Annotated in this window: 24 protein-coding genes; 17 read left to right on the top strand and 7 right to left on the bottom strand. The window is 61.1% G+C overall.

The features are described 5' to 3' along the window. The first annotated feature begins 44 nt into the window (after positions 1-44). The 9 genes from K0V07_RS15120 to K0V07_RS15080 all read left to right on the top strand — a co-directional run bounded on the left by K0V07_RS15120 (position 45) and on the right by K0V07_RS15080 (position 5879). Complete coding sequence (locus tag K0V07_RS15120; RefSeq protein ID WP_220622225.1) at positions 45-314, top strand: BMC domain-containing protein; 270 nt, start codon at positions 45-47, stop codon at positions 312-314. A 27-nt stretch (positions 315-341) separates the two neighbouring features. Further along, entirely contained in the window at positions 342-620 is a 279-nt protein-coding gene (locus tag K0V07_RS15115) for a BMC domain-containing protein (RefSeq protein WP_220622224.1), read from the top strand. Positions 621-726: 106 nt separating this feature from the next. After that, the gene (locus K0V07_RS15110; RefSeq protein WP_220622223.1) at positions 727-1917 is read left to right on the top strand and encodes a hypothetical protein; all 1191 of its coding nucleotides are present in this window, start codon (positions 727-729) and stop codon (positions 1915-1917) included. Between the two features lie 49 nt (positions 1918-1966). Then, the gene (locus K0V07_RS15105) at positions 1967-2257 is read left to right on the top strand and encodes a BMC domain-containing protein (protein ID WP_220622222.1); all 291 of its coding nucleotides are present in this window, start codon (positions 1967-1969) and stop codon (positions 2255-2257) included. Positions 2258-2351: 94 nt separating this feature from the next. Beyond that, positions 2352-2663 carry a EutN/CcmL family microcompartment protein gene (locus K0V07_RS15100; RefSeq protein WP_220622221.1) on the top strand — a complete coding sequence of 104 codons (312 nt, stop codon included), beginning with the start codon at positions 2352-2354 and terminating at the stop codon, positions 2661-2663. A 29-nt stretch (positions 2664-2692) separates the two neighbouring features. Beyond that, positions 2693-4153, top strand: coding sequence for an aldehyde dehydrogenase family protein (locus K0V07_RS15095; RefSeq protein ID WP_220622220.1), 1461 nt, complete (start codon positions 2693-2695; stop codon positions 4151-4153). 52 nt (positions 4154-4205) lie between these two features. Further along, complete coding sequence (locus tag K0V07_RS15090; RefSeq protein ID WP_220622219.1) at positions 4206-4460, top strand: EutN/CcmL family microcompartment protein; 255 nt, start codon at positions 4206-4208, stop codon at positions 4458-4460. 2 nt (positions 4461-4462) lie between these two features. Then, the gene (locus K0V07_RS15085) at positions 4463-4759 is read left to right on the top strand and encodes a EutN/CcmL family microcompartment protein (protein WP_220622218.1); all 297 of its coding nucleotides are present in this window, start codon (positions 4463-4465) and stop codon (positions 4757-4759) included. 37 nt (positions 4760-4796) lie between these two features. Next, positions 4797-5879 carry a class II aldolase/adducin family protein gene (locus K0V07_RS15080; protein ID WP_220622217.1) on the top strand — a complete coding sequence of 361 codons (1083 nt, stop codon included), beginning with the start codon at positions 4797-4799 and terminating at the stop codon, positions 5877-5879. 285 nt (positions 5880-6164) lie between these two features. Here the strand turns inward: K0V07_RS15080 and K0V07_RS15075 are convergent, their stop codons facing one another. From K0V07_RS15075 to K0V07_RS15060, 4 genes are all read right to left on the bottom strand, one after another. Next, the gene (locus K0V07_RS15075; protein ID WP_220622216.1) at positions 6165-6569 is read right to left on the bottom strand and encodes a hypothetical protein; all 405 of its coding nucleotides are present in this window, start codon (positions 6567-6569) and stop codon (positions 6165-6167) included. Positions 6570-6594: 25 nt separating this feature from the next. Next, entirely contained in the window at positions 6595-7728 is a 1134-nt protein-coding gene (locus K0V07_RS15070) for a 5-(carboxyamino)imidazole ribonucleotide synthase (RefSeq protein WP_220622215.1), read from the bottom strand. Beyond that, positions 7725-8240, bottom strand: a complete 516-nt coding sequence (gene purE, locus K0V07_RS15065; protein WP_220622214.1) for a 5-(carboxyamino)imidazole ribonucleotide mutase — start codon at positions 8238-8240, stop codon at positions 7725-7727. Before purE ends, K0V07_RS15070 begins: the two co-directional genes overlap by 4 nt. A 303-nt stretch (positions 8241-8543) precedes the next feature. Then, complete coding sequence (locus K0V07_RS15060) at positions 8544-9536, bottom strand: purine nucleoside permease (protein WP_220622213.1); 993 nt, start codon at positions 9534-9536, stop codon at positions 8544-8546. A gap of 172 nt (positions 9537-9708) precedes the next feature. On the opposite strand from K0V07_RS15060, the gene trkA reads away from it, so the two are divergent. Beyond that, positions 9709-11061, top strand: a complete 1353-nt coding sequence (gene trkA / locus K0V07_RS15055) for a Trk system potassium transporter TrkA (RefSeq protein WP_220622212.1) — start codon at positions 9709-9711, stop codon at positions 11059-11061. An 11-nt stretch (positions 11062-11072) separates the two neighbouring features. Next, entirely contained in the window at positions 11073-12548 is a 1476-nt protein-coding gene (locus tag K0V07_RS15050; RefSeq protein ID WP_220622211.1) for a TrkH family potassium uptake protein, read from the top strand. A gap of 296 nt (positions 12549-12844) precedes the next feature. Here the strand turns inward: K0V07_RS15050 and K0V07_RS15045 are convergent, their stop codons facing one another. Further along, positions 12845-13081, bottom strand: a complete 237-nt coding sequence (locus K0V07_RS15045; protein ID WP_220622210.1) for a ferredoxin — start codon at positions 13079-13081, stop codon at positions 12845-12847. A 165-nt stretch (positions 13082-13246) separates the two neighbouring features. Between K0V07_RS15045 and K0V07_RS15040 the strand changes: the two genes are divergently transcribed. The 5 genes from K0V07_RS15040 (at position 13247) to K0V07_RS15020 (ending at position 21094) form a co-directional block, all read left to right on the top strand. Beyond that, positions 13247-14116, top strand: coding sequence for a rhomboid family intramembrane serine protease (locus K0V07_RS15040; protein ID WP_220622209.1), 870 nt, complete (start codon positions 13247-13249; stop codon positions 14114-14116). A gap of 106 nt (positions 14117-14222) precedes the next feature. Beyond that, positions 14223-16946 carry a hypothetical protein gene (locus K0V07_RS15035; RefSeq protein ID WP_220622208.1) on the top strand — a complete coding sequence of 908 codons (2724 nt, stop codon included), beginning with the start codon at positions 14223-14225 and terminating at the stop codon, positions 16944-16946. 73 nt (positions 16947-17019) lie between these two features. Then, positions 17020-19572: a carboxy terminal-processing peptidase gene (locus K0V07_RS15030; RefSeq protein ID WP_220622207.1), complete on the top strand. Its 2553-nt coding sequence runs from the start codon at positions 17020-17022 to the stop codon at positions 19570-19572. 231 nt (positions 19573-19803) lie between these two features. Continuing rightward, positions 19804-20265 carry an RNA-binding protein gene (locus K0V07_RS15025; RefSeq protein ID WP_255568011.1) on the top strand — a complete coding sequence of 154 codons (462 nt, stop codon included), beginning with the start codon at positions 19804-19806 and terminating at the stop codon, positions 20263-20265. Between the two features lie 187 nt (positions 20266-20452). Next, a complete protein-coding gene (locus tag K0V07_RS15020; RefSeq protein WP_220622206.1) occupies positions 20453-21094 on the top strand; it encodes a phosphoribosylanthranilate isomerase in 642 nt (213 codons plus the stop codon). A gap of 187 nt (positions 21095-21281) precedes the next feature. On the opposite strand, the gene K0V07_RS15015 is transcribed toward K0V07_RS15020, so the two are convergent. Continuing rightward, positions 21282-22232 carry an alpha/beta hydrolase gene (locus tag K0V07_RS15015; protein WP_220622205.1) on the bottom strand — a complete coding sequence of 317 codons (951 nt, stop codon included), beginning with the start codon at positions 22230-22232 and terminating at the stop codon, positions 21282-21284. Positions 22233-22274: 42 nt separating this feature from the next. Then, complete coding sequence (gene ffh / locus K0V07_RS15010; protein ID WP_220622204.1) at positions 22275-23681, bottom strand: signal recognition particle protein; 1407 nt, start codon at positions 23679-23681, stop codon at positions 22275-22277. A gap of 94 nt (positions 23682-23775) precedes the next feature. Here ffh and K0V07_RS15005 point away from each other — a divergent pair, with 94 nt between their 5' ends. After that, complete coding sequence (locus K0V07_RS15005; RefSeq protein WP_220622203.1) at positions 23776-24348, top strand: hypothetical protein; 573 nt, start codon at positions 23776-23778, stop codon at positions 24346-24348. The last annotated feature ends 21 nt before the right edge of the window (positions 24349-24369 follow it).

Below are 24369 nucleotides of genomic sequence, written 5' to 3'. Positions count from 1 at the left end.
CCGAACTTTAAGAACCCTCCTTAAAACCAACCCAACAACATCACATGAGCGATTCAATAGGCATGGTCGAAACCAAGGGCTACGTTGGCAGCATTGAAGCCAGCGACGCTATGGTCAAGGCGGCAGGAGTCACCCTCTCGCGCAGCGTCCAGATCGGCGGCGGTTTCATTACCGTCATGGTCAAGGGCGACGTCGGCAGCGTCAAAGCGGCGGTAGACGCCGGCTCTGAAGCAGCTGCACGCGTGGGCGAGCTCGTCTCCTCGCACGTCATCCCCCGTCCGCACGCGGACCTCATCAAGCAGTTCGAACTGTAAAATCCAACATCCAACACATTTCCGAAAATGGCAAAACAAGCTATCGGTATGATCGAAACCAAGGGCCTGATCAGCCTGCTCGAAGCTACGGACGCCGCCCTCAAGTCGGCTGACGTCACCCTCGCTGGCTGGGAAAAAATCGGCAGCGGGATCGTCACCGGGTTCTTCCACGGCGATGTCGCTGCAGTCAAGGCTGCCGTTGACGCCGGTGCTGAGGCCGCCTCTGCAGTCGGCCAGGTGGTCGGTGTGCAGGTGATCCCTCGCCCCCACGACGACCTTTCCAAGCTCGGCCCCTGGATCGGCTAAGACAGACGTTTACGGCTTGAGTGCTGGCGTGTGGAAGAAGTCTTGGCCATATCCGGCCACTTCCTGCACAGCCCAGCCATTCAGCTTTAGACTTACCTAAGCAGCGGTGAAAATACTCGTCTCCAATCTCGGCTCGACCTCGTTCAAGTACCGGCTCTTCGAGCTGGACGGCGTGGCAGAGACTCTCCTTGCCAAGGGAGGGTACGAGCGCGTTGAGGACTTCGGCCCGGTCATCGAGGACTGTATCAAGAACCTCGAAGCTGAGGGCCACCTCACAGGCGCTGACGATCTGGACGCGGTCGGTTTCAAAACCGTGCTCGGTAAGGATCTGAGCGGCTGTGTCGAGGCAGACGAGAAAGTCCTCGCGGCCCTGGCGGGCTTTGAGGCTATCGCCCCGGCTCATAACCCGGCCTACGCGAACGGGATTAAAATGTTCGCCAAGGTCATGCCAAAGGTCACGCGTGTGGCTCTGTTTGAGACGGCATTCTACCAGTGGATGAGCCCCGCGGCCTGCCGCTACGCTGTCCCGGAGAGCTGGTTCGAGCTCGGTGTCCGCCGCTACGGCTTCCACGGTGCGAGTCACAAGTTTGTGGCTGAGCGCTCGGCGCAACTTCTGGGTCGCGACGATGTCGCTGCCAAGGTTCAGAGCCTGTATCAGAAAGGTGATACGCCGGTGGAAAAGCCGCTGCGCGTCGTCTCCTGCCACCTCGGTGGCAGTAGCTCTGTCACAGGTATCCGCAATGGCGTGGCAATTGGCTCCAGCATGGGCTTTTCCCCGCAGGGTGGCCTCCCGCAGAACAACCGCGTGGGCGACCTCGACTCCATGGCTGTGCCCTACATGGCCAAGGTCGGCGGACTCTCGATCGACGAGATCGAGCGCCAACTGACCAAGGAGGGTGGGCTGCTCGGCCTCTCGGGCGTGAGCAACGATGTGCGCGACCTGCTGGATGCTTCCGCAGAAGGCAATGAGCGCGCCAAGCTCGCCATGGACGTCCTGATCCACAGCATTCGCCAGTGGGCGGGCGGCTTATTCTGGCAGATGGGTGGCATCGACGCTATCGCCTTCACCGGCGGTATCGGCGAGAACAATCCCTGCCTGCGTGCCGCCGTTTGCGCTGGTCTGGAGCCCTTCGGGCTGAAACTCGACACCGCTACCAACGATTCCCTCAAGGACGAGGGGATTTTCTCCACCCCCGACGCCGCCATCAAGGCGCTCGTCATTCCGGCCAACGAAGAGCTGGTCGTCGCCCGCGAAGTTTACCGCTTCATGCAGGCGCGCCTCGCCCCGGCCAACTGATTACCACCACTTTCAAAATCAACCCAAAGAAACCTTAACTCACGCAATCATGTCCCAAGCACTCGGACTTCTCGAAACCAAAGGTCTCATCTCGCTCGTGCAGGGCGTCGACGCCATGCTCAAGGCTGCCAATGTCGAACTGGTCGGCCCGATGAAGAACGTCGGCAGCGCGCTGGTTAGCGCCACGATCGTCGGCGATGTCGCCGCCGTCAAGGCTGCCATCGACGCCGGTGCCCAGTCCGCTTCCGCCTTCGGCGAAGTGGTCAGCGCCCACGTCATTGCCCGCCCGGCTGAAGAGCTGGCCAAGAGCATCATCAAGGCTCCCGCCGCCAAGAAGTAACCCGGCGGACGCGCCAGGTTTCGGACTCCGCGCCCTCCCCGAGCAGGGGACGAGCCGGGGCCGGAGCAGGGGCGCCCGACCTCACTTAGTACCCATGTTTCTCGCCAAAGTCATCGGCCACGTCGTCTCGACGAAAAAAGATCCCGCCATGCGCGGGCAGCGGCTGCTGATCCTGCGGCCTCAGGTCGCCAGCGCAGACAGCCCGGATGAGCTTCGCGATGGCTCCAGTACCGTGATCGCGGTGGACCGGCTCGGTGCCGGCGTCGGCGAGATGGTCCTGTTCTGCTCGGGCAGCTCAGCCCGGCAGGCCGAAGGCATGAAACCGCTCCCCGTGGACGCTGCCGTGATCGGCATCGTGGACACGGTCGACGTCCTCGGCCAGCAGGTCTACAAGGATAAGCCCTGAGCAACCCACCACCGACAACTCTCCCTCCCATGAGCCTGAATATTGATGAAGCCACGCTAAAGTCCGTGGTGGAAGATGTTTTGAAAAAACTCGGCCAGCAGGCAGCTCCCGCTGCCGCTTCGGATTGCGGCTGCTCTAAGCCCTCCGCTTCCGCCAAGGGCCGCGACGGTGTTTTTCAGGACGCTGGTGAGGCCTCCGAGGCCGCTTCCCACGCCCAGAAGCAACTGCGCAAGCTCGGCATCGCCGGTCGCAACAAGATCGTCAACCTGGTCAAGCAAACCTGCGCCGAAAAGGCTCAGGAGTGGGGCCAGCTCGAGTTTGACGAGACGAAGATCGGCCGCCTGGAGCACAAGGTCGCCAAGCTCGCCGGTATCCCCGGTCTGCCCGGTGTCGAGTGGCTCGCCCCGCGCGGCATGAGCGGCGACCACGGCATCACCATGGAGGAAAACACGCCCTTCGGTGTTGTCGGAGCGATCACCCCGGTGACGCACTCCATTCCGACCATCAGCTGCAACATCGTCAGCATGGTAGCCGCCGGTAACGGTGTGGTCTTCAATGCGCACCCCGGTGGCGCCCGCTGCGCGGCCGAGGCCATCCGCTACTACAACCGCCTTTTCAAGGATGAAGTCGGTATCGAAAATCTCGTGACAATCATCGAGAAGCCGACCCTCGAATCCTTTGACGCCCTTTGCAAGTCCCCACACGTCAACCTGCTGTGTGTGACGGGTGGTCCCGGAGTCGTCAATGCCGCTATGGCAAGCGGCAAGCGCGCTATCTGCGCCGGCCCCGGTAACCCGCCGGTCGTCGTTGACGAGTCCGCCAACCTGCAAAAAGCCGCGCGCGACATCATCGTCGGCGGCGCCTTTGATAACAACCTGCTCTGCGTCGGTGAGAAGCAGATATTCGTCCTGGACAAGGTCTACGGCGCGTTCCTGCAAGCCTTCAAGGATGCCGGTGCGATCCAGATCAACGACTCTCAGCTGGGCAAGCTGACCGAGGCCGCTTTTACCTATAAGAAGGATGGCGGCGGCTGCTCCCACCCGGTGCTGAATCGCGACCTGGTCGGCGCTGACGCTACCCGCCTGGCTGAAGTTGCTGGCGCAAGCTGCCCGGCGAGCACCGAGCTGCTCTTCGCCGAGACCGATGCGGACCACCCCTTTGTGATGGAGGAGCAGATGATGCCGATGGTTCCCGTCGTGCGGGTGCGCGACATCGAGGAGGCTATCGAGCTGGCCCGTGTATCCGAGCATGGATACAAGCACTCCTCCATGATCCACTCTTTGAATGTCGAGCACATGGGCATGATGGCCCGCGCGCTGGACTCCACCGTGTTTGTCAAGAACGGCTCCTGCCTGGCCGGGCTCGGTACCGGCGGCGAGGGCTACTCCAGCTTCTCCATCGCCACCACCACCGGTGAGGGCATTACTACGCCGGACACCTTTACCCGCCGCCGCCGCTGCGTGATGGTGGATAACCTCCAGATGTACTAGAGGTCGTAGAGGTTTCGTTTTTTTTGCATAACCCAAACTCCATCCAGTCACCATGATCCTAGCCCGAGTAGACGGTAACATCACCTCGACGGTCTGTCACAAGACCTTGAGGGGCTGGCGTCTGCTCATCCTCCAGGGCATCGACGAAGAGGGTCGCGAAAAGGGCGACCCCGTCATTGCCATGGACGAGCAGGGCGCGGGCATTGGTGACCGGGTGTTTTACACCACCGATGGCAGCTGTGCCCGCGAGCACGTAGGCGATGAGCACTCGCCGCTGCGCAACATGGTGATGGGGATTGTTGACTAGCCATGAGACTCGGACGCGTCATAGGCAGAGTGACCCTCAGCCGTCAGGACCCCGCCTTTCGCGGGGCGCGCTGGCTGCTGGTCAGCCCGATGTCCCGCCCGCAGCTGAGCCAGCCGGACCAGGAGATTATTTCCGCTTCGCCCTCGACCGTTGTCTACGACGACATGGGCGCGACCCGTGGCGATATTATCGGCTTTGTCGAGGGTGCCGAGGCGACCGCTCCCTTTGAGCAGCCCACGCCCATCGACGCCTATAACGCCGCCATCATCGAAAATCTTAACTACCAGCCCGCGGGCTGATTCCTTTACCCTTCCTTACCCAACACCGACATTTACCATGAAGAAGGTTTACACAGCCAAAGACATTGCCGACATCGTAGCCGCCGGTGGCGACGTTACCGCCATCCCCGAGGGCGCGGTGATCACGCCTTCGGCACGCGACGCGATCCGCGAAGCTCTGAAGAAGGGTGCCGCCTCCGGTAAGGCCGCCGCCCCGTCTTCCAAGTCCGACGAGCCGATCGTGCCCGACTACGAATTTCACTGGAAGCCGGGCACCGACCCGAAGACCCCGGAGGCGATTCAGGCTTTCTTTAATTCGCCCGAAATCCGCGTCCTCAAGGAGCGCATGTGCGACATGGGCCGCCGCATCTGGGCCCGCAGCTTCTGCGACGGTAACGGCGGTAACATCACCATCCGCGTCGGTGACAACCTCGTGCTTTGCACACCGACCCTGATCTCCAAGGGCTACATCAATCCCGATGACATCGCCCTGGTGGACATGGACGGTAACCAGGTCGCCGGTCGCCGCAAGCGTACCAGCGAGTGTAACACGCACCTGGCCATCATGAAGGCCACGCCCGAAGCCAAGTCCTGTGTGCACGCGCACCCGATCTACGCCACCGCTTTTGCCGTCTGCGGCATGGTCCCGCCGACCTGCCTGATCCCTGAGCCCGAGGTGTTCCTCGGCCAGATTGGCCTGGCTCCGTACGAGACTCCCGGCTCTGCCGAGATGGCCAAGACCGTCGGCGCGATGGCTCCAGACCACCAGTCGATCCTGATGGAAAACCACGGCGTCATCGTCTGGGGTAAGGACGTCGAGGACGCCTACTGGAAGATGGAAAACACCGAGTCGTACTGCCAGACGGTTTACGTGGCCTCGCAGCTCGGTGGCATGAAGACCTACGGGCCGCAGAAGCTCAAGGACCTGATGAACATCCGCACCAGCCTCGGGATGCCCGAAAAGCGTGCCGACTGGAAGGAATGCGAACTGTGCGACAACGTGGAGTTCCGCCCCGGCGTCGTCTGCCAGGCTGATACCGGCGTGATCAACCCGATGAGCTTCAAGCCCGGTGGCAAGGACGAGACCGAAGCCCTCGTGCAGAAAGTCACCGATATGATCATGAAGCAGCTCGGCTCCTGAGCCGCAGCTTTATTGATCGATAAACGCTTTTCCAAGTAACTGCGTCATGGGGCCGGGCAACCGGCCCTTTTTTATTATTAGCGTGCTCGTAGCGACCGATGGCTTGATCTATATCCACAGATTACACAGATGCACACAGATAGGTCTGAAATAATCTGTGCCCATCTGTGTAATCTGTGGACGCACTATTTCTTACCATACCCTACGGTGGAACGAGGGACTACTGCCACACGTTATTCTTTACCAGTCTGGCCGCTGTGCTTGGCGCGAAGGAAGTCGTGGAGACTACTCAGCGTGAGGCTTTTCCCGGTACTTTTGCTGTAGTAGCTCACGCAGACGCTGTGGGGTGCTGCCGCGGTCAGCGAATTCGTCTGGCGTGACCCAGTACCATTCAGAGCTGTCATTCGGGTGGTGGACTTCGATCCGCCAGCGCTCGAGACCCCCGAGCGAATTCAGGGTAAAAGGGGAGAACCAGACGATGCCGGCGGCCTCCCGTATCGCGGCGATGTCAGCTTCATGGGTCAAGGTATAAGGCGTATCGTTATCTTTCCCTGCCGACGAGTAGGTGATGTCGATCCTGTCGATGTCGCCACCGAACGGCCACGAGGGTAGCCTAAGAAAGAATACAGCGCATAGCCCTGCCAGAAACAGGATGAGAAATATCCGGAATACGTTTCGGATGGTCTTCAATATCTCCGATCCATGCACGCTGCTGTTAGCGCGGGAAGAACTCGTCGAAGAGGCGGGCGGCCTCGTCCACGGGTGGCTTGTCGTCGCGGGAGAGCAGGGTGAAGTGGCCCATCTTGCGGCCGGGGCGCGGCTCGCCCTTGTCGTAGAGGTGGAGCTTGAGGCGCGGGTTGCGCAGCAGGTGTGACCAGTCGGGATCTTTGCCTTGCGGCCAGACGTCGCCCAGCAGGTTGACCATCACGGCGGGCGTATGGAGATTTGTCGCCCCCAGCGGGAGCCCGCAGACGGCGCGGATGTGCTGCTCGAACTGGCTCGTCATGCAGGCGTCGATGGTGTGGTGCCCGCTGTTGTGCGGGCGTGGAGCCAGCTCGTTGACGAGTACGTCACCCTTGTCGGTTACAAACAGCTCCACCGCGATCAGCCCGACGACGCCGAGCGCCTCGGCGATGTCACGCGCGATTTCCTCCGCGCGCTCGTGCACTTGCTCACTTAGCCGCGCGGGCGCGATAGACATGTGCAGGATATGGTTGCGGTGGATGTTTTCCGCCAGCGGGAAGCAGCGGATGCGCCCGTCGGGGGTGCGTGCAGCGATGATCGAGCACTCGGCCACAAACGGTATCCAGCTTTCCAATACACCCAGCGGTGCGTCAAAAGTCTTCCAAACCTGCTCCCAGTCTTTTTCCTCCGAGAGCTTGATCTGGCCCTTGCCGTCGTAGCCGAAGTCCGCGGTCTTCAGAACGCAGGGCAGACCGATCGCGCTGACGGCAGCGGCGAGCGACTCGGCACTATCTACGACGCGGAAGGGAGCGCAGGGGAAACCGTGCCCTTGGAGGAACTCCTTTTCGCGGCGGCGGTTTTGGCACACGTAAAGTACCTCGGGTCGCGGGCGCACAGGGGCGCCGGATGCGAGCACGGCGAGCGGCTCGGCGGGCACGTTCTCAAACTCAAAGGTCACGGCACCGAGGCCCTGAGTGAAGCGCATGAGCGCGTCCTCGTCGGTGTAGTCGGCGTTGATCTCCTCGTCGGCCACCATGCCGGCGGCGCAGCCAGCCTTGGGCTCGAAAACGCGAAAGCGGTAGCCGAGTTGGCGCCCTGCGAGGATGGACATGCGGCCGAGTTGCCCTCCGCCCATGATACCGATGGTAGCTCCGGGCTGGATCATGACGCGGGCAGTTCGGCTTCCATTACTGTGGCGGTCTGCTTCTCGCGGAACGCCTTGAGCTTGCGGCGTACCTTGGTATCGGAGAGGGCGATGACGGCAGCGGCGGAGAGGGCGGCGTTGATGGAACCGGCGCGGCCGATGGCCAGCGTCGGCACGGGGATACCAGCGGGCATCTGCACGATGGACAGCAGCGAGTCCATACCGCTGAGGGCCTTGGACTGCACGGGTACGCCGAAGACCGGCAAAGTCGTCATGGAGGCGGTCATGCCAGGCAGGTGGGCGGCACCGCCAGCCCCGGCGATGATCACGCTCAGGCCGCGCTTTTCGGCCGTCTTGGCGTAGTCGTAAAGCTTCTCAGGGGTGCGGTGGGCGCTGACGACCTCTTTCTCAAAGGGCACGCCGAGCGTGGCCAGGGTTTCGGCCGCGTGCTGCATCGTCTCCCAATCGGAGGTGCTGCCCATGATAATGCCGACGACGGGCTTGGCCGCCGCGCTTTTCGTACTTTTCGCCATAAACGCTCAGTGTGGAGAGTTGGCCGGACTTATCAAGCCTAGGCTGGGGAAGTCCGGTGAGGGATTTTTCCTGGGCTTATGCAGCCCAGACCCGCAGCAGGCAGAGCCTGCACTTTCGATGCTGTGCATCGTGTTGGCGATTGCTTGAACCAGCTTTGCTGGTTCAAGCAATCGCCGAGGGGCAAACATCAAAACTGGGTTGCACCATATTGGTCGCCATATAATGGGGACGAACTGCTCATGGCATTTTCTCCTGAAAATGCCAGAGTGATCCAGAGGATCACAGGTGCAGGACGAGTTCTGCTAAAACCGGCTGTTCCACTCGGGCCAGTTTTCGAGGATGTCGTCGATGACGGCGGTGGCAGTGCGATTGCCGTTTTCGAGGGCCAGGTCGAAGGCCGGGAAGGTATTCTCGTCGGTGAAGTGCTCGGTGGCCGGTTCGCTGGGCGGGGGCTGGGTAAAGTTGCTGGCCGTGCGCAGGAGCAGGGCGCGGGCGGGGTTGGCGTGGCCGGTCGTGCCGAGCACCTTGAGGGCGTGCAGGGTGCCGGAGTCCTCCATACCGCAGGTGGCAAAGCGCCCTTGGCCGCCGGTCCAGTGTTTCACCCATTCGCGGGCCCAGGTGGTGGCGCGTTCACCGTGAAAGTACCGGGCGGCGCTCAGGCAGTCTCCGCGCAGGACGGTCGGGGCCTGACGGGCGGCAAAGTTATCGGGGAATTTCTTTAAATACGTCTCGTGAGCCGGGGAGGTTTCCAGAGCGAGTTTGGCGCTCAGGTCGTAGGCTGCCTGGACCAGCGCGTGGTTGAACTCGAAGACCTGATAGGACGAGCCGAGGTCGTCTTGGGGGAGGTTGTCAGAGGGGCCAAAGGGGCGAGTAGACCCGAGGGGCAGGATGCCCGTGGGCCAGTCGGCAGGGATCTCCCGCGCGTCGATCTCGAAGGCCAGGTCACCGTCCACGCACCAGTCCGCCCAGACAGGGCTGCCGAGGGTGGCCGCGGTCGGGTCGGCCCCGGCGATGCCGGCGATGATGAAAAAGCTCTCCGAGATGTCGATTTCGGGACATAAGCCCAGTGAGGTGAGGGATATGGCGGTGTTAGCAGTGCCGACGCCGGTGCACAGGGCGAGCAGGTCGCCCTCGGCGCCGAGGTGGACCTCGCGCAGGCCAGTTTCGGCCAACTCGACGGGGGTGAGATCGAGCCGCTCCTTGAACAAAGAGAGTTCGCCGGGGCGGCCGGCTGGTTCAAACATGGTGACCAGAACGACTTTGGGGCAAACGGGCATGGCCTTATTGAGCAACATTTTGGGACTGTTGTCGATGCTATCTGTCACATCCGGGGGTCGAAAAAAGGCTTTCATTGGGCCGCCGGATGCGAGAAGATAGCACGAATATGCAAATGATGGTTACGCCCCTGCATAAGCGACCGTATTCCGGTGGCTGTGGCAAAACCGGGCGTATCAGCACAGCAGGCTTATGAAGATATTGGTGGTAGGGGCAGGCGATGTGGGCCGGTTTCTCAGTCAGACGCTGAGCGACGTAGGGCACAACGTCACGGTGATTGAGACTTCGGAGACCACGGCGCAGGAGGTGGACGAGTCCGCGAACGTGAAAGTGGTCGAGGGCAATGGTGCCTCGGCCCAGATGCTGCAAAAGGCCGGGGCGGGCGACTGCGACTTTTTCCTGGCCATGACCAGTGACGACCGCACGAACCTGATTGCCTGCTCGCTGGCCAAGGCGCTGGGAGCCATGTCGACCATCGCCCGCATCCACGACCAGACCTACAGCGACAACTCGCTGGTTAACTACCAACTGCACTTCGGGATCGATTTTCTGCTCAACCCGGAAGCACTCAGCGCGGTTGAGCTGGCCAAGTGCATCCGCCACCCCGGTCGTGTGGCAGTGGAGAACTTCGCCCGTGGCGAGATCGAGGTGCACCAGCTGCGTATCGCCCGCAAGTCCCGCTTTACGGGTAAGCCGCTGAAGGAGCTGCACCTGCCCGCCGGGATGCGTATCGGGATGGTCCAGCGTGAGGGGAAGACCCAGGTGCCCGATGCCGACTCCGTTCTTGAAACGGGGGATTTGCTGACACTTTTTGGCCTGACCGACGTGCTCATGAAGGTGCGCCCGTACTTCGAGCCCGAGAAGCTGGCCGACAATATCCGCGTGGTGCTGTTTGGCGGGTCGGAGACAGCGGTTGCGCTGGTGCGCCTGCTGAAGAACCCGCGCTTCAAGCTGCGCATCATCGAGAGCGACCCCAAGCTCTGCCGCTCCCTGGCCGAACGCTTCCCGCACATCACGGTGATCAACGGCTCGGCGACCTCTCTCCGCCTGATGGAGGAGGAGCAGATCGGCAGCGTGGACTACTTTGTGGCCTGCACCAAGGACGACGAGGACAACATCATGACCTGCCTGCAGGCCAACAAGCTCGGCGCCCGCCATGTGCAGCTCGTGATCAACAAGCCTGACTACGAGGATGTGCTCGACCAGTTGAAGGAGACCCTCGGGGTCGAGCTGGCCGTGGCTCCGCGTAAGGCGACCATGGAGGAGCTGCTGCGCTACCTCACGCTCGACCGCTATACCGAGCTGGCCACGCTGCCGGACCGGGGCGGGAAAATCATCGAGCTGCGCGTCAGCTCGGACAGCCCCTGCGTTTCCCGGAAGATTCGCGATATCTCCTGGCCGCGGGGGGCGATCATTGTCGTGCTGTTGCATAAGTTTCAGGCTAAGATGCCGGGGCCTGATGATGTGATCCTGCCGGGGGACCGACTGGTGGCGATTGTCCGTGAGGATAGCCTCAAGCCGCTCCTGAAAATGCTGACCGAATAGGTCCTTCTGCCGTGAACTACCGTATCATCAGCAAACTGCTCAGCGTCATCGTCGCTACGCTGGCTGTCGCCTTTCTCATCTGCCTCGGCATGGGCCAAGTCTTTGACCAATCGGTGCGCGAGGACGGGACTCTGGACGAATGGCTCATCTGCTCAACCATCGCGTGTGTCCTGACGCTGGTCTTTGTGATGCTGGGGCGTCACTCAGGTAAAAAGCTCCTGCGCAAGGAGGCCCTGACTGTGATCGGGGTGGGGTGGATCCTGGCCAGTGTGGTCGGAGCTCTGCCGTACTACCTGATCCTGGAGGAGGCCTCGATGGCTGACGCGATCTTCGAGACGGCCTCCGGCCTGACGACGACGGGGGCCTCCGTCTTTGGGAACCTGGAGAGCATCCCGACCAGCCTGCTGTTCTGGCGCTGCCTGAGCCAGTGGATCGGTGGTCTCGGGGTCGTTGTTTTCTTCGTCGCGCTGCTGTCCTCACTGGGGGCCGGGGCCAAGATCCTTTTCTCCAATGAATCCTCGGGACACTCGACGGATATCGAGTCGGGCCGGGTGCAGCACGGGGTGCTGCAGATCATGTATGTTTACCTGGGGCTCTCCACCATCTGCGCGGTGGTTTACCACCTGTGCGGGATGGACTGGTTTGACGCGCTCTGCCATATGTTTGCCACGGTCTCCACGGGGGGATTTGGGACTTACAACAGCAGCGTGACGGCCTTTAACAGCCCCCTGATCGAGTGGATGGTGGTGCTCTTTATGGCTCTGGGCGGGACGAGCTTCTTCGTCATGCTGCGCATGGTCCGCGGGGACGTCCGCTATGTTCGCTCGAACACCGAGTTTATCTCCTATCTGGTGATTATGGCCGCTTTCAGTATCGTTATTACGCTGATCCTGCTGGCGGAGGGCACCTATGGCGATTTTGAGGAGGCGTTTCGGCTGAGTACCTTTCAGGCGGTCTCGCTGATGACCAGTACGGGGTTCTCGACGGCGGACTTCCAGATGTGGCCCAACGCCGTGCACACGCTCCTGCTGGCGGCGATGATCGTGGGCGGTTGCTCCGGCTCGACCGGGGGCGGGACCAAGGTCGTGCGCGTGGTGGTGGCTCTGAAAATGGCCCGGCGGCAGATCGAGCACGCCTTTCGCACGCGGGTGGTTCGGCCTCTGACCATGAACGGCCGGGTGCTCGACAAGGACGATCAGGACAACGTCATGAACTACATCGTGCTCTTGACGATCGTGTGCGTGGTCTCAGTGCCCATCGTGTCGCTCTTCCAGCATCGCTTGAGCTTTGAGGGGGCTTTTTCGGCCATGCTGGCCTGCCTCTTCAATGTGGGGCCGGGCTTTAACGAAGTGGGGCCGACGCAGAACTACTCGTACTTTTCCGAGGCCGCCAAGCTGTTCCTGTCACTGCTGATGATCATGGGGCGCCTGGAGCTCTACGCCGTACTGGTGCTGTTCGCTCCCTCCCTGTGGAAGCGGTTCTCCTGATCCGACAAGATCGGGCGTAAAAAAGTGATGTGGCGAACTGGATTCGCCACCAGGGTGCCGCCTCAGCGCAGATAGTCGTAGAAGAGGACGACCAATACGCCCATCAGTAAGAGCAGCGCCAGTATGATATAGGGCGCATAGTTACGTTTGGCGCGCCACTTTACGACGCGTCTTACGTTTGTCTTAACGACTCGATGTCTGGGCCGGTGAGAGCGCGGCATTAGGACACCTACGGTTAAATACCCGCAGACTTAAGTTTCAGGAGAGGGAAAAGGGGAAATGCGCGGGGAGGGGGCTTAGTCGTCGCCGTCGTCGCCGATAGCTTCGACCGGGCAGCCTTCGAGGGCTTCCGTGCACTGGTCGATACCGTCCTGCGACTCAGGTTGCTTATAGACGTAGGAATACCCACCGTCGTCATTGCGAGCGAAATAATCCGGCGCCGTTTCACGGCACAGGTCGCAGTCGATGCATTGTTCATCGACATAAAATTTCCCAGAGATGTTTTCGGGCCACTTGTCTCCTATATCAGCCATAAGAAGCATGCAATACTTGCTAGGCGGGCGGGTAGTCAAGTTATGTTTTCGAATATATATTTGCCAGAAGAAGGCTTTTGGGCACTGTTTCGCTTTTTACGGGCACGGAAGGACCTGTTTTACAGAAAAATGCTTTACGATCGACCATATATGCGGGCGGAGCCGATGGGCAAGAATCCCCCGTATCTGTACTGGTTCCTGGGGGTACTGGTTGGCGGCTTTGTGCTGCAGATGATGTTGGTGGCGTGGTTCCGCATGAGCGGCGTCCTCAGTAGCTGGGTGGCCCTGAGCCCCAGTGGCCTGATGTCCTTTAAGGTCTGGACGCTGGCCAGCTACGCGTTGCTGCACGGGGGCTTCTGGCACCTGCTGGGCAACGGCTTGGGGATTTTCTTTTTGGGGCGCGCGCTGCTGCCCGAGGTGGGGCATAAGCGCCTTACGCAGCTGAGTGTGGTCATGATCGTAGCGGGTGGAGTGCTCTGGACGCTGGTTCACCTGACCTCGCCGGGAAGCGTCCTCATCGGGGCCTCGGCGGCCTCGCTCGGGCTGCTGACTTTGTTCTGCCTGCTGCATCCGGACGAGACGATTACGCTGCTGCTGTTTTTTATCCTGCCGCTGCGCCTCCAGCCCAAGTGGCTGCTGTGGGGAGCGCTTGCGATTAACGGTGCGGGTTTCCTTTTTTATGAGATCCCCATGCTCTTTGGCGCTCCGCCCTTGCTGGATATGGGGCCGGTGGGCTGGTCCGCGCACCTGGGTGGTATGCTGGTGGGATACCTCTACTACGCCTTTGTGATGCGCGGTGTGAGCGCACCGTGGATGCCCCGCCGCAGTGTGAAAATCGAGCCGCCGAGCTGGATGCGCCGGAAAAAAGCCGCCGCTGGCTCAGCCCGTCCCTTTAAGCTTAATATCAGCAATCGCAGTGCCTTGCGCAAGGAGGTGGACCGCATCCTCGATAAGATCAATCACGAGGGCTTCGGCGCCCTCAATGCCGAGGAACGCGACATCCTGGAGCAGGCCAAGGACATCCTGAACAAATAGCCCGGTTGCCTGCGAGGCCGCACCGGATAATGCTGGGGATAGGCCCCCGAAACAACGCCCCACCTTGGGGTTGCGTGGGGTGAGGTAGGGCACTAGCTTACGGAAAATGGTGGCGTCGGTACTGGATCGGCTGCGGGCCGGGTCCCCGCATTTTGCGCAGCGTCTGGATCGCTACCCGCAGGAGCGTGACTGGCTGTGTGAAGAGCTGGCGCATGGAGGCGACTGGGATACGGCGGATTTGGAAAAACATTGGCGTGCGCTATGCCCGGAGGAGCCGACGGCCTGCACGGATGCGGTGCTGGGGGCGCTTCAGGGATTTCGCCAGCAGGTTTCGCTCAGGGTCGCTGCCCGGGAGATCAGTGGTCTGGCCCCGGTGGAAACCTCTCTGCGCGAGATGACGCTCCTCGCGGAGTTTTGCCTGCGCAAGCTCGGGAATTGGCTGCACCCGGCCCTCGTTGAGCGCCACGGCCAGCCGATGAATGACGAGACGGGCCGCCCGGTGCGTTGGTGTGTCCTGGCACTGGGTAAACTGGGTGGTGGGGAGCTGAACTTCTGCTCCGACCTGGATTTGATCTACGTGGTCGATGGTCACGGGCCCTGCCTCCGGCATGGGCGTGAGGGGTCTTGGGACAGTCAGCGCTTTTACGGGCGCTTTTTCCGGGATTTGTCTGCCCGGCTGACTCAGAGTGCCCCCGCAGGTCAGCTCTATCGGCTGGACCTGCGCCTGCGCCCCGAGGGGGATTCCGGTCCGCTGGTGCGGACCTTTACGGCGCTCAGTGGCTACTACTGGAGCACGGGTCAGCTCTGGGAGCGTCTGGCCTGGCTGAAGGCCCGCCCCGTGGCGGGAGACTTTGCGCTGGGGGGCGAAATCCTCGATGAGCTCAACCCGTTTCGCTATCCACGCAGCTTTAGCGGCAACCTGCTGGACGAAGTCGCCGCCCTCAAAGCCCGCATCGAGCACGAAGTCGTGGGCGAGACGCGGCTGGAGGCCGATATCAAAAGCGGGCCCGGCGGTATCCGCGAGATCGAGTACCGGGTGCAGGCCCTGCAACTGCTGGAAGGCGGGCAAAACCCTTTCCTGCAAACGGTTTCGACGCTGGAGGCGCTTGAGCGGCTGGCCCGCTATGGCTGTATGGACGCAGCAGAGTCGGAGAATTTGGCCGAGGCGTATCGTTTCCTGCGGGCGGTCGAGAACCGCCTGCAAATGCGCGGCGACAGTCCCTGCCATCACTTGCCCGCCGACCCGGCCCAGCGCGCGGCACTGGCCGAAAGTCTGGGGATGCCAGATGCCGCGGCGTTTGAGTCCGAGCTCGCCCGCCATCGGGATTATGTGCGGGCGTGCTTTTCCCAGCACTTTGCAGCCAGTCGGGATGAAGCGCTCCTGCAGGGGTGGTGCGCTTTCTTTGCCGGGGCCGAGCCTGAGCCCGAGGTGAGCGAATGCCTGCGGCGGTGGTTCCCGGATGCGCATGATGCCGCTGAGCGTTTACGCGGATTTGTACTGGGGGAGGCGCGGCATCTCGTTACGCGAGATCAGGTACGGGCATTTCTGGACGTATCCGTGCACTGGGAGGAGCTTTTGCCGACTCTGGCACGTCCGCTACGAACGCTGGAGCGGGTGGGGGACTTTGCTGATCGCTACAGCTCCCGACGCCAGTTTTTCCAGACTGGAGCCGATCCGGGCGGCGTGCGTACCCTCTGCACGCTCTTCGACCGCAGTAGTTTCATCTTTCGGCTTTTTTGCGCCCATCCTGAGATGGTGGAGGAGCTAATGGTGGAGGCCCCGCGACGCCGTAAAAGCCGCGCGGAAATGCGCCAAGAGATCGATCTGCTGCCGCGTGGGGAGGATTTTCCGAGGTTGCTGTGGCTATACGTCAAGGCCGAGCAGGTGCGCCTGACGATGGGTGAGCTGCTCTATGGCGTGGAGACGGGGTTAACCGTCCGCTCGTTAACGGATTTGGCCGAGGCCGTGGTGGAAACCTGTTTGGCCGAGGTTGATCCGCAAGGCGAACTCGCGGTGATCGCGGCGGGTAAGTTGGGGGGGCGCGGCCTGACACCGGGCTCGGATCTGGACCTCATGGTATGGGGACACCGGCAGCGTTTGCCCAAGCTCGTGGATAAGGCGCGGGCGCTGGCTCAGCTACTGGGCTACGGTACGCCGCTGGGGAAAATCTTTGAGGTCGACCAGCGGCTGCGTCCGCACGGGCAGGATGGTCCGCTGGTGGTGACACCGGAGGCGTTTGAGCATTACCACGCCGGGGGCGGCGCGCAGTCCTGGGAGCGACAGCTCCTGTGCCGTTGTCGTCCTGTGGCCGGAAATCCCGGCTTGCAGGCGGCGTTTGAGGCGCAGCGGGAGCGGCTGCTCTATGAGGGGGAGTCGCCGAGGGCGTATGAGTTTCTCCGGATGCGGGCGAAAATCGAGCGTGCGGCAGGGGCCGATGACTTCAAGTCCGGGCCCGGTGGGCGGGTGGACATCGATTTCGCCGCTCAGTGGCTGCAAATGACCCTGGGGCGCTCTGAAAAGGCGCTCCGCGGCACCTCAACGCGAAAAATTCTCCGAACCGCCGCCCGAATCGGCTGTCTGGATGCACAGGTGGCTGAAGACTTGCTCAATGCCCATAGCTTTTTGCGCCTGATGGAACTGAATTTAAGACGTGTTGATTTTACCGGGGTTACCCGCCTGCCGGAGTCGTCGCTCGCGCGCCGATCGCTGGCCCGCTGGATGGGCTATGGTGATTTTGAAGCGCTTCGTCATGCCCTTGAAATGCACACCCAGCGCGTGCGGGAGCACTTTCTCAACCTTCTCGGCAGCCCCGGTACGAAATCGAAATAGCGTTCGACAAATTCGGGGACTCCAATATGCTTTTTAATTCCGTGCGCCACGGCTGAACCTCTCCCTTTTTACCATGATATTTGCCAGAACTCTCTCCCTTGCCCTCGTTCTGCTCTGTGCTGCCGGGGTCAACCTCCGGGCTGAGCCTCTCAGCAGTGTGCCATTCGAGACGACAGGCACCATGCGGGAGGAGACCCGCTACCTGATCCAGTGCCTGGAAACCCAGCACTACCTGAACCAGCCCCTGACTGAGCTGGACAGCTCCGGTTTTATCGAGTCGTACATCCAGGACCTTGATCCGCAGCATTTGTTTTTTCTCCAGAGCGAAGTGGATGCCTACGAGGCGCGTTTTGGTCCCAGCCTGCACCTGTTTCTGGACCGCGGGCGACTCTACCCGGCATTTGTGATTTTTGAGGATTACCGGGACCGTGTTATCAAGCGCGTGGCCTGGGCTCAGGAGCGTCTGAAGGAGGACTTCAGCTTCGAGAGCGAGGATACCTTTGCGCCGGATCGCTCGAAGACCGAATGGCCCACGACCGAGGCCGAGGCGGAGGCCCTTTGGGAAAAGCGCATCGAGTACCAGGTGCTCGACCAGATTTTGAGCGAGATTGATAACGACGAGGTCGCTGTGAGCGAGGAGGTCGAGAAGTCCGCCGATGACAAGGTGACGGAAGTGGTGGCCGAGCAGGTGGAGGTCCCCGAGATCACCCCGGAGATGCTTAGCGAAGCCCGTGACGCGATTTCCAAGCAGTACGACCGCATGGAGAAGTCGGTCACTGAGCTGGAGGCCAGCGAAGTGCAGGAGATTTTCCTCACCGCGCTGACGCACATGTACGATCCGCACTCGACGTATTTTTCCGCCGCCTCGCTGGAAGAGTTTTCGATCGCCATGCGTAACTCGCTGGTCGGTATCGGCGCCGTCCTCTCGGACGAGGAAGGCTACTGTACCGTGAAGGAACTGCTCCCCGGCGGTCCCGCTGAGCGCAGCCGTGAGCTTGACCCCGAGGACAAGATCCTCGCCGTCGCCCAGGGCAAAAACGGTGAGTTTGTCGATGTGGTCGGGATGAAGCTGACCAAGATCGTCAAAATGATCCGTGGCAAGGAAGGCACTCTGGTGCGCCTGCTTGTGCGCCCCGCCAAGGGCGACCCCTCCGACCGCAAGACCGTCAACCTCGTGCGTGATGAGATCAAGCTCACCGCCAACCTTGCCAGCGCGGAGGTCTTCGATGTGCCGGCCGGTAATACCACGGTGCCCATCGGCGTGATCGAGCTGCCCGCTTTTTACGGCTCCGGCGATCCGGCCTCTGACGAGCCCAGCACCACGCACGATGTGAAGGAGCTGATCGGTAAGCTTAAGGAAATGGGCGTCAAGGGCCTCGTGCTGGACCTGCGCCGCAATGGTGGCGGCCTGTTGACGGAGGCTATCGGCCTGACCGGACTTTTTATCCCGGATGGGCCTGTCGTGCAGGTGCGTGACGCCATGGGGCAGATCATGGGCCGTGCAGATGAGGATGAGGGAGTGGCCTGGGATGGCCCGCTCATCGTGCTCGTCTCGCGCTTCAGCGCCTCGGCTTCCGAGATCGTGGCTGGTGCCCTGAAAAACCACAACCGCGCCATCATCGTCGGTGACGAGGAAACGCACGGTAAGGGTACCGTGCAGGCGATCTTCGAGATGAACCGCTCGAACTTCCTCTCCTCTGTCAAGCCCCGCCGTGGCGCGGCCAAGGTGACCGTCCAAAAGTACTACCTGCCCGACGGCACCTCGACCCAGATCAAGGGTGTGAATTCAGACATTATCCTGCCCTCGGCAAACATGTTCCTGCCCATCGGGGAGGACGACCTGCCCAATGCCATGGCCTGGGACTCGATCAACCCGATGACCTGGGCCTACGGGGTCGACTTTGAGCCGACCGGTGAGCCGATCAGCCAGTCGCTGATTGAGGACCTGCGCAGCCGCAGCGCCGAGCGTCAGGACAAGCTGGAAGAGTTTATCTATCTCAAGGAGAATATCGACTGGGTGAAAAAGCGTCGTGAGCAGACCGACTACTCGCTGAACCTGAACCAGCGCCTCGCCCTGCGTAAGCAGGACGAGATCTTCCAGGATAAAATGGAAGAAGGGCTCCGCGAGCTGGCCTCGCTCAACTACACCTCGCAGGATGTGCTCCTGCGTGTAACCGAGGAGCAGAACGCCGAACACGAAGCCTACCTGGCGGAGCTGGCAGAGCGCGATGCCTCCGATGAGAAAGAGATCAAAATCCTCCCGGATGCTGGCCCCGATACCGTTGGGGCCGAAGATGCCGCCTCAACGGCTGCCGAATTTAAGCCCAAGTCGAAGCTCGAGGTGGACAGCCTCGAATCCGCGGCTGAGGTCGTATACACACCCAAGGAATCTTTTGATCCGGATGCTGATGCGCAGGAGAGTGAATCCGTCACGGTGACCAAAAGCGAAGAAGGGGACACCGAAACGGTGCAGATCGAGGTCGATGAAGAGGAAGACGACCTGCCAAACTTCGACATCCATCTGCGTGAGGCACTCCGCATTATGGCGGACTGGGTCGAGATCGGCGTGCAGGCTGAGCGGTCCGCATCGCTCGCCGCCACCGAGAAATCCGATAAAAATGGTTAGGCCGGAAAAAGGGGCTTATCCATCGCTCTTTACCTGTCTTTTATGTTTATAAATGCTTTGTGCTAGCAGGTTTAATCACGCCATGGCCCTGCCGATAGGGCCACCTGCTCGCAGAGGTCTTTCATCACATTCGTAATTTAGCTATTGCTAATTGATGCAGAGGCCTTAACAGAATGGCCCCTCATATGAATTATTGGGATGTGTCCGGGTATTGAATCCCTCAAGCCGGATATGTCTCAAGGGCTAGACGCCAAAAGGAATACAATGGACATCTACGTGGGGAACCTCCCCTATGAACTAGACGAGCAGACGCTCCAGGAAGCCTTCGCCGCTTACGGTGAAGTCGAAAAAGCAAAAATCATCATGGATCATGAAACGGGCCGCTCCAAGGGCTTCGCTTTCGTTACCATGACGGATAATGAAGCAGGCCAGAATGCTATCGCCGAACTTAACGGCGCTGAGCTCAATGGCCGTCCCATGAAAGTTAATGAAGCACGTCCCCGTGAGGAACGTCCCCGCCGTGATTTCGGTGGCGGCGGTTTCGGCGGCGGTGGTGGCGGTGGCTTCCGCAAGCCGGGCGGTTTTAAGCGCGGCGGTGGCGGCGGCTACGGCGGCGGCGGTGGCGGTGGCCATCGTGGAGGTCGCGATCGTCGTGGCGGTCGTGGCGGCTACCAGGACGGTTTCGGAGACTGATTCAGTTCTACCTCTCTAACCTCATCTACAGATTTCGGGCCTGCGTGGAATTTCCACGCAGGTCTTTTTTTTGTAGTTATGGAACGGTCTAGCTTCCGTGCGGGTATATATGCGGCATGCCGGTGGACGCTGTTTCTGTTTTTATCTGAAGCTTGCGCGGGATTCGCAGTTGGTCCACTTTGGGCGCGTGATCAACGACCTCACCGTCAAAGTATGCGGCATCACCCGGATGGCCGACGCCGAGCTCGCCCTGGAGCTGGGGGCGGACTATGTGGGCATGATCTGCTACGCCAAGTCGCCCCGATCTGTGACGCTGGAGCAGGCGCGTGACCTGTGTAACCGTATCCCGGCGGGCAAGCGCGTCTTTGTCGATGTGGCCACTGGCACCGACGAGCTGGAGAACTTCGCCGACCTCGGCTTCGATGCCTTTCAGCTGCACTTTGACCTGGATCTTGGACTCGCCACCGTTGCTGCCTGGTCCGGGATTGTGGGGGCGCAGTCGCTGTGGCTGGCCCCGCGTTTACCCGAGGGGGAGGAGTTCCCGCAGGCGGTGCTGGAGTTCGCGGATACGGTTGTCCTCGATAGCCCGAGCAAGGGCCTGTACGGCGGTACCGGTAAAACGGGCAACTGGGAGCGTTTCGCGGAGCTCTCCACGCTCTACCAGCACAAGCGCTGGGTGCTGGCTGGTGGGCTGGGCCCGGATAATGTGGCTGAAGCTGTCCGCAAGAGCGGTGCGACCATGATCGACGTCAACAGTGGCGTCGAGAGCCAGCCCGGTATCAAAGATCACGCCAAGCTGCGCGACCTCTTTGCTGCGCTAAAGGAGTAGGGCTGACAGCGCTTAACGAAAGTGCACTAACCACAGCGCACGCCGAGGATTTATTATAAGCACGGATAACTTTTCATCTGTGTTATCCGTGCCATCCGTGGTTAACTGAATTTACTCCTCAAGCATGAGCACGGCCAGGGCTCTCTCTCTTTAATCTCTGTGCTCTCTATGTCCTCTGTGGTTAAATCTAGTTCGAGGTGGCCAGAAAGGTATCGACGGCGCGTGCCAGTTGGGAGGGGAACTGGAACATCATGCCGTGGCCGCCGTCACGGAAGCGCACCAGCCACGAGGCCGGGATCTGCTCGACCAGCAGGAGCGCATTACCGGGGGGGACGACTTCGTCCGCCGTACCGGCCATGATCAGGGTGGGCGTTTGGATCGTTTTGAGCTGATCGTAAATGCCCGGCCAGTTTGCCACCGCACTCATCTGCTTGGCGCGGACCTCGGGGGTGATGGTTTCAGTCACCTTGGGGAAGTACCTGGACGTGTCGGGGTGGGCCGCTCGCCAATCCGCAGGGATCAGCACGCTGAACATCCGCTCGGCTTTCTGCTGCTCGGTGCCGGAGGTGTCGGAGAATATCTTCTGGGTGGCGGCGGAGCGCTTGATCTCGACTTTACCGCCGGGGGCGCAGCCATAGAGAACGACTTTTTTGATCAGCGCAGGCTGGTCGATGGTGAGCTGGGCGGCGATACGTGAGCCCATGGAGAAGCCGAGTAGATCGGTCTTTTCGTAGCCCATGGCGCGGATGAACCCGGCGGTATCCTTTGCAAACTGCTCGATGGTAAAGGGCGCCGTGCCCTCGGTGGTCAGCCCGGCTCCGCGGTTGTCAAAGATGTAGACCTTGTGGGTCAACGACAGACGGTAGATGAATATCGGACTCCACAGGTCCATGGTATCGCCGTTGCCGGTGATGCAGAACAGCGGCTCACCTTCACCAAGTGTTTTGTAGGCGATGGTGATGTCCTCTACATCGACGTGTTGCACCGGGGCTGCCTGCACGGCCTGGAGCGCGCGATTAAAGCCTTGGGGATAGCTGCTGGTGTCTGGTAGTGAGGGGAGACCCTCGGGAAGACTATCGGCAGCATGGCCGATGCAGGTGGATAGGAGAATGCACAGGAGCGGGATCGACTTTTTCATAGGTGAGAGAGTGAGGTTATGAGAAAGAAAGCCGCAGGATGGTTACATCCCCAGACCGGGGGGGAGGCCGCCTTTACCGCCGCCACCGAGGCTGCCGAGGTCGGGCATGCCGCCCTTGCCGCCGCCGAGTCCTGCCATACCGCCCATTTTCTTCATCATCTTTCGGCCCTTGGAGCCGCGCATCATCTTCATCATCTTGCGCATCTGGCCGAATTGCTTGATGAGCTGGTTGACGTCGCGCACGGTGGTGCCGGAGCCGTCGGCGATACGCTTGCGGCGGCTGGCGTTCAGGATGAGGGGCTTGCGGCGCTCCTGCACGGTCATAGAGAGGATCATGGCCTCGGTCTGTTTGAGCTTGTTCTCCTCGGCGTCGCCGACCTCGAGACCGCTCATGCCGGGCATCATTTTAACCAGCGAGCCGATGGAGCCCATCTTTTTGACCTGACGCATCTGCGCGAGGAAGTCCTCAAAGTCGAACTCGGCGCGCTGCATCTTTTCGGCCAGACGCTGGGCTTCCTTTTCGTCGATGTTGTCCTGGGCCTTTTCCACCAGCGAGACAACGTCGCCCATGCCGAGAATGCGCTGGGCCATGCGGTCGGCGTGGAAGATGTCAAAGTCGTCCATCTTTTCGCCCGTACCCATGAACTTGATGGGCACGCCGGTGATGGTCTTCATGGACAGGGCGGCACCGCCGCGGGCGTCACCGTCGAGCTTGGTCAGCACGATACCGGTCAGATTGACGGCCTCGTTAAAGTGCTGGGCGACGTTAACGGCCTCCTGGCCGAGAGCGGCGTCGGCGACGAGGAGCACCTCGTCGGGCATGACCTTGTCGCGCAGCTTTTTGACCTCATCGATCAAGTCGTGGTCGATCTGGAGGCGGCCGGCGGTGTCAAAAATAATGAGGTTGCGCTCCTGGTCCTTGGCCCAGTCCATCCCGGCGCGGCCGATCTTGGGGACGTTTTTCGAGTCGCGGTCAGTGTAGCAGGGGAGGTCTTCCTGACGGCAAAGGGTCTCCAGCTGGTCGATGGCGGCGGGCCGATACACGTCACAGCCGACGAGCGCGGGCTTGTAGCCCTCCTTGGCCAGACGCTTGGCGAGCTTGACCGAGGTGGTGGTCTTACCGGAGCCGTGGAGGCCGACCAACATGATGCGCAAGGGCTTCTTGTCCAGGAGCTTGCCGGCACCTTCACCGAGCAGATTTTCCAGCTCGTCATTGATGATTTTGACGATCTGCTGACCGGGGGTGACGCTTGCCAATACCTCCTGACCGAGCGCGGCTGCCTTGACATCCTCGACGAATTGCCGGGCCACCTTGAAGTGCACGTCGGCCGAAAGCAGGGCGGTGCGGACCTCTTTGAGGGCCTCGGCCATGTTGTCTTCGGTCAGTTTGCCGATGCCGCGCAGGTTGCGCAGGGCCTTCGACATGCGGTCTGTCAGGTTCTCGAGCATGAACCTTTACAGGGTAGGGTTCTTGAGGCTCGTGCAAAGGGTAAAATACGCTCACCGGCGAAACTTTCTCCGCAGAGGCGGGTTTACCCGTGACATGATCTGCCTACACCTCAAGTCATACCTCCCTGCCTTTCTGGCGCTGGTCGCGCTGGGAAGCCCCCTCTGTCTGCGTGCTGCCTCTGGTAGCGAAAACACCGCCTCGTACGTTACGGCCCACATCGATACGCTCGACGGCAAGACCGTTTCTCTCGATGTTGTCGCTGTGCGCCTGATGCGCCCCTTTACCACTAACGAGAGCTTCGTGGTGCTCGGGGCCGGTACCTGGGACGACGAGAACAACTCCCGTGGTGGCAAAATGCTCGTGATCGCCAATAAGGACGACAAGGACAAGCTCGTCGGCCGCTATGGCACCACCCCTGAGCATCAGGGGCGTGATGTCGAGACCAAGAGCATGCGCGGAGTCGTCCGCCTCGCCGATGTCGAGGGCTTCCCGCCACTGGTTTACCTCGACCTGACGGATGGTGCTTTTGAGCCGACCGCTGAGCAGCTGCGGGAGCTCGCCGGTATGCACGGTGGCCCTCGCGGTCGTCGTGGCCCGCCTGAGGGGCGCGGTGACGGACCGCCCTCCACGGATCAGGACAGCGATGACGGTAAACTGCCGTACTGAGCCCGATTCTTTCCCCCACCT

It is taken from the genome of Ruficoccus sp. ZRK36, assembly GCF_019603315.1.
Taxonomy (GTDB): Bacteria; Verrucomicrobiota; Verrucomicrobiia; order Opitutales; family Cerasicoccaceae; genus Ruficoccus.
Note: the sequence above shows the minus strand (reverse complement) of the source record. Positions and strands in the feature narration are given on the sequence as shown.

Bases quoted from the DNA above. Each gene is read 5' to 3' on its own strand.
- K0V07_RS15105 (WP_220622222.1), top strand. From the start codon at position 1,967: ATGTCCCAAGCACTCGGACTTCTCGAAACCAAAGGTCTCATCTCGCTC.
- trkA (WP_220622212.1), top strand. From the start codon at position 9,709: ATGAAGATATTGGTGGTAGGGGCAGGCGATGTGGGCCGGTTTCTCAGT.
- K0V07_RS15090 (WP_220622219.1), top strand. From the start codon at position 4,206: ATGATCCTAGCCCGAGTAGACGGTAACATCACCTCGACGGTCTGTCAC.
- K0V07_RS15095 (WP_220622220.1), top strand. From the start codon at position 2,693: ATGAGCCTGAATATTGATGAAGCCACGCTAAAGTCCGTGGTGGAAGAT.
- K0V07_RS15115 (WP_220622224.1), top strand. From the start codon at position 342: ATGGCAAAACAAGCTATCGGTATGATCGAAACCAAGGGCCTGATCAGC.
- K0V07_RS15070 (WP_220622215.1), bottom strand. From the start codon at position 7,728: ATGATCCAGCCCGGAGCTACCATCGGTATCATGGGCGGAGGGCAACTC.
- K0V07_RS15080 (WP_220622217.1), top strand. From the start codon at position 4,797: ATGAAGAAGGTTTACACAGCCAAAGACATTGCCGACATCGTAGCCGCC.
- K0V07_RS15015 (WP_220622205.1), bottom strand. From the start codon at position 22,232: ATGAAAAAGTCGATCCCGCTCCTGTGCATTCTCCTATCCACCTGCATC.
- K0V07_RS15085 (WP_220622218.1), top strand. From the start codon at position 4,463: ATGAGACTCGGACGCGTCATAGGCAGAGTGACCCTCAGCCGTCAGGAC.
- K0V07_RS15030 (WP_220622207.1), top strand. From the start codon at position 17,020: ATGATATTTGCCAGAACTCTCTCCCTTGCCCTCGTTCTGCTCTGTGCT.
- K0V07_RS15040 (WP_220622209.1), top strand. From the start codon at position 13,247: ATGGGCAAGAATCCCCCGTATCTGTACTGGTTCCTGGGGGTACTGGTT.
- K0V07_RS15100 (WP_220622221.1), top strand. From the start codon at position 2,352: ATGTTTCTCGCCAAAGTCATCGGCCACGTCGTCTCGACGAAAAAAGAT.
- purE (WP_220622214.1), bottom strand. From the start codon at position 8,240: ATGGCGAAAAGTACGAAAAGCGCGGCGGCCAAGCCCGTCGTCGGCATT.
- ffh (WP_220622204.1), bottom strand. From the start codon at position 23,681: ATGCTCGAGAACCTGACAGACCGCATGTCGAAGGCCCTGCGCAACCTG.
- K0V07_RS15025 (WP_255568011.1), top strand. From the start codon at position 19,804: ATGTCTCAAGGGCTAGACGCCAAAAGGAATACAATGGACATCTACGTG.
- K0V07_RS15120 (WP_220622225.1), top strand. From the start codon at position 45: ATGAGCGATTCAATAGGCATGGTCGAAACCAAGGGCTACGTTGGCAGC.
- K0V07_RS15035 (WP_220622208.1), top strand. From the start codon at position 14,223: ATGGTGGCGTCGGTACTGGATCGGCTGCGGGCCGGGTCCCCGCATTTT.
- K0V07_RS15045 (WP_220622210.1), bottom strand. From the start codon at position 13,081: ATGGCTGATATAGGAGACAAGTGGCCCGAAAACATCTCTGGGAAATTT.
- K0V07_RS15005 (WP_220622203.1), top strand. From the start codon at position 23,776: ATGATCTGCCTACACCTCAAGTCATACCTCCCTGCCTTTCTGGCGCTG.
- K0V07_RS15060 (WP_220622213.1), bottom strand. From the start codon at position 9,536: ATGTTGCTCAATAAGGCCATGCCCGTTTGCCCCAAAGTCGTTCTGGTC.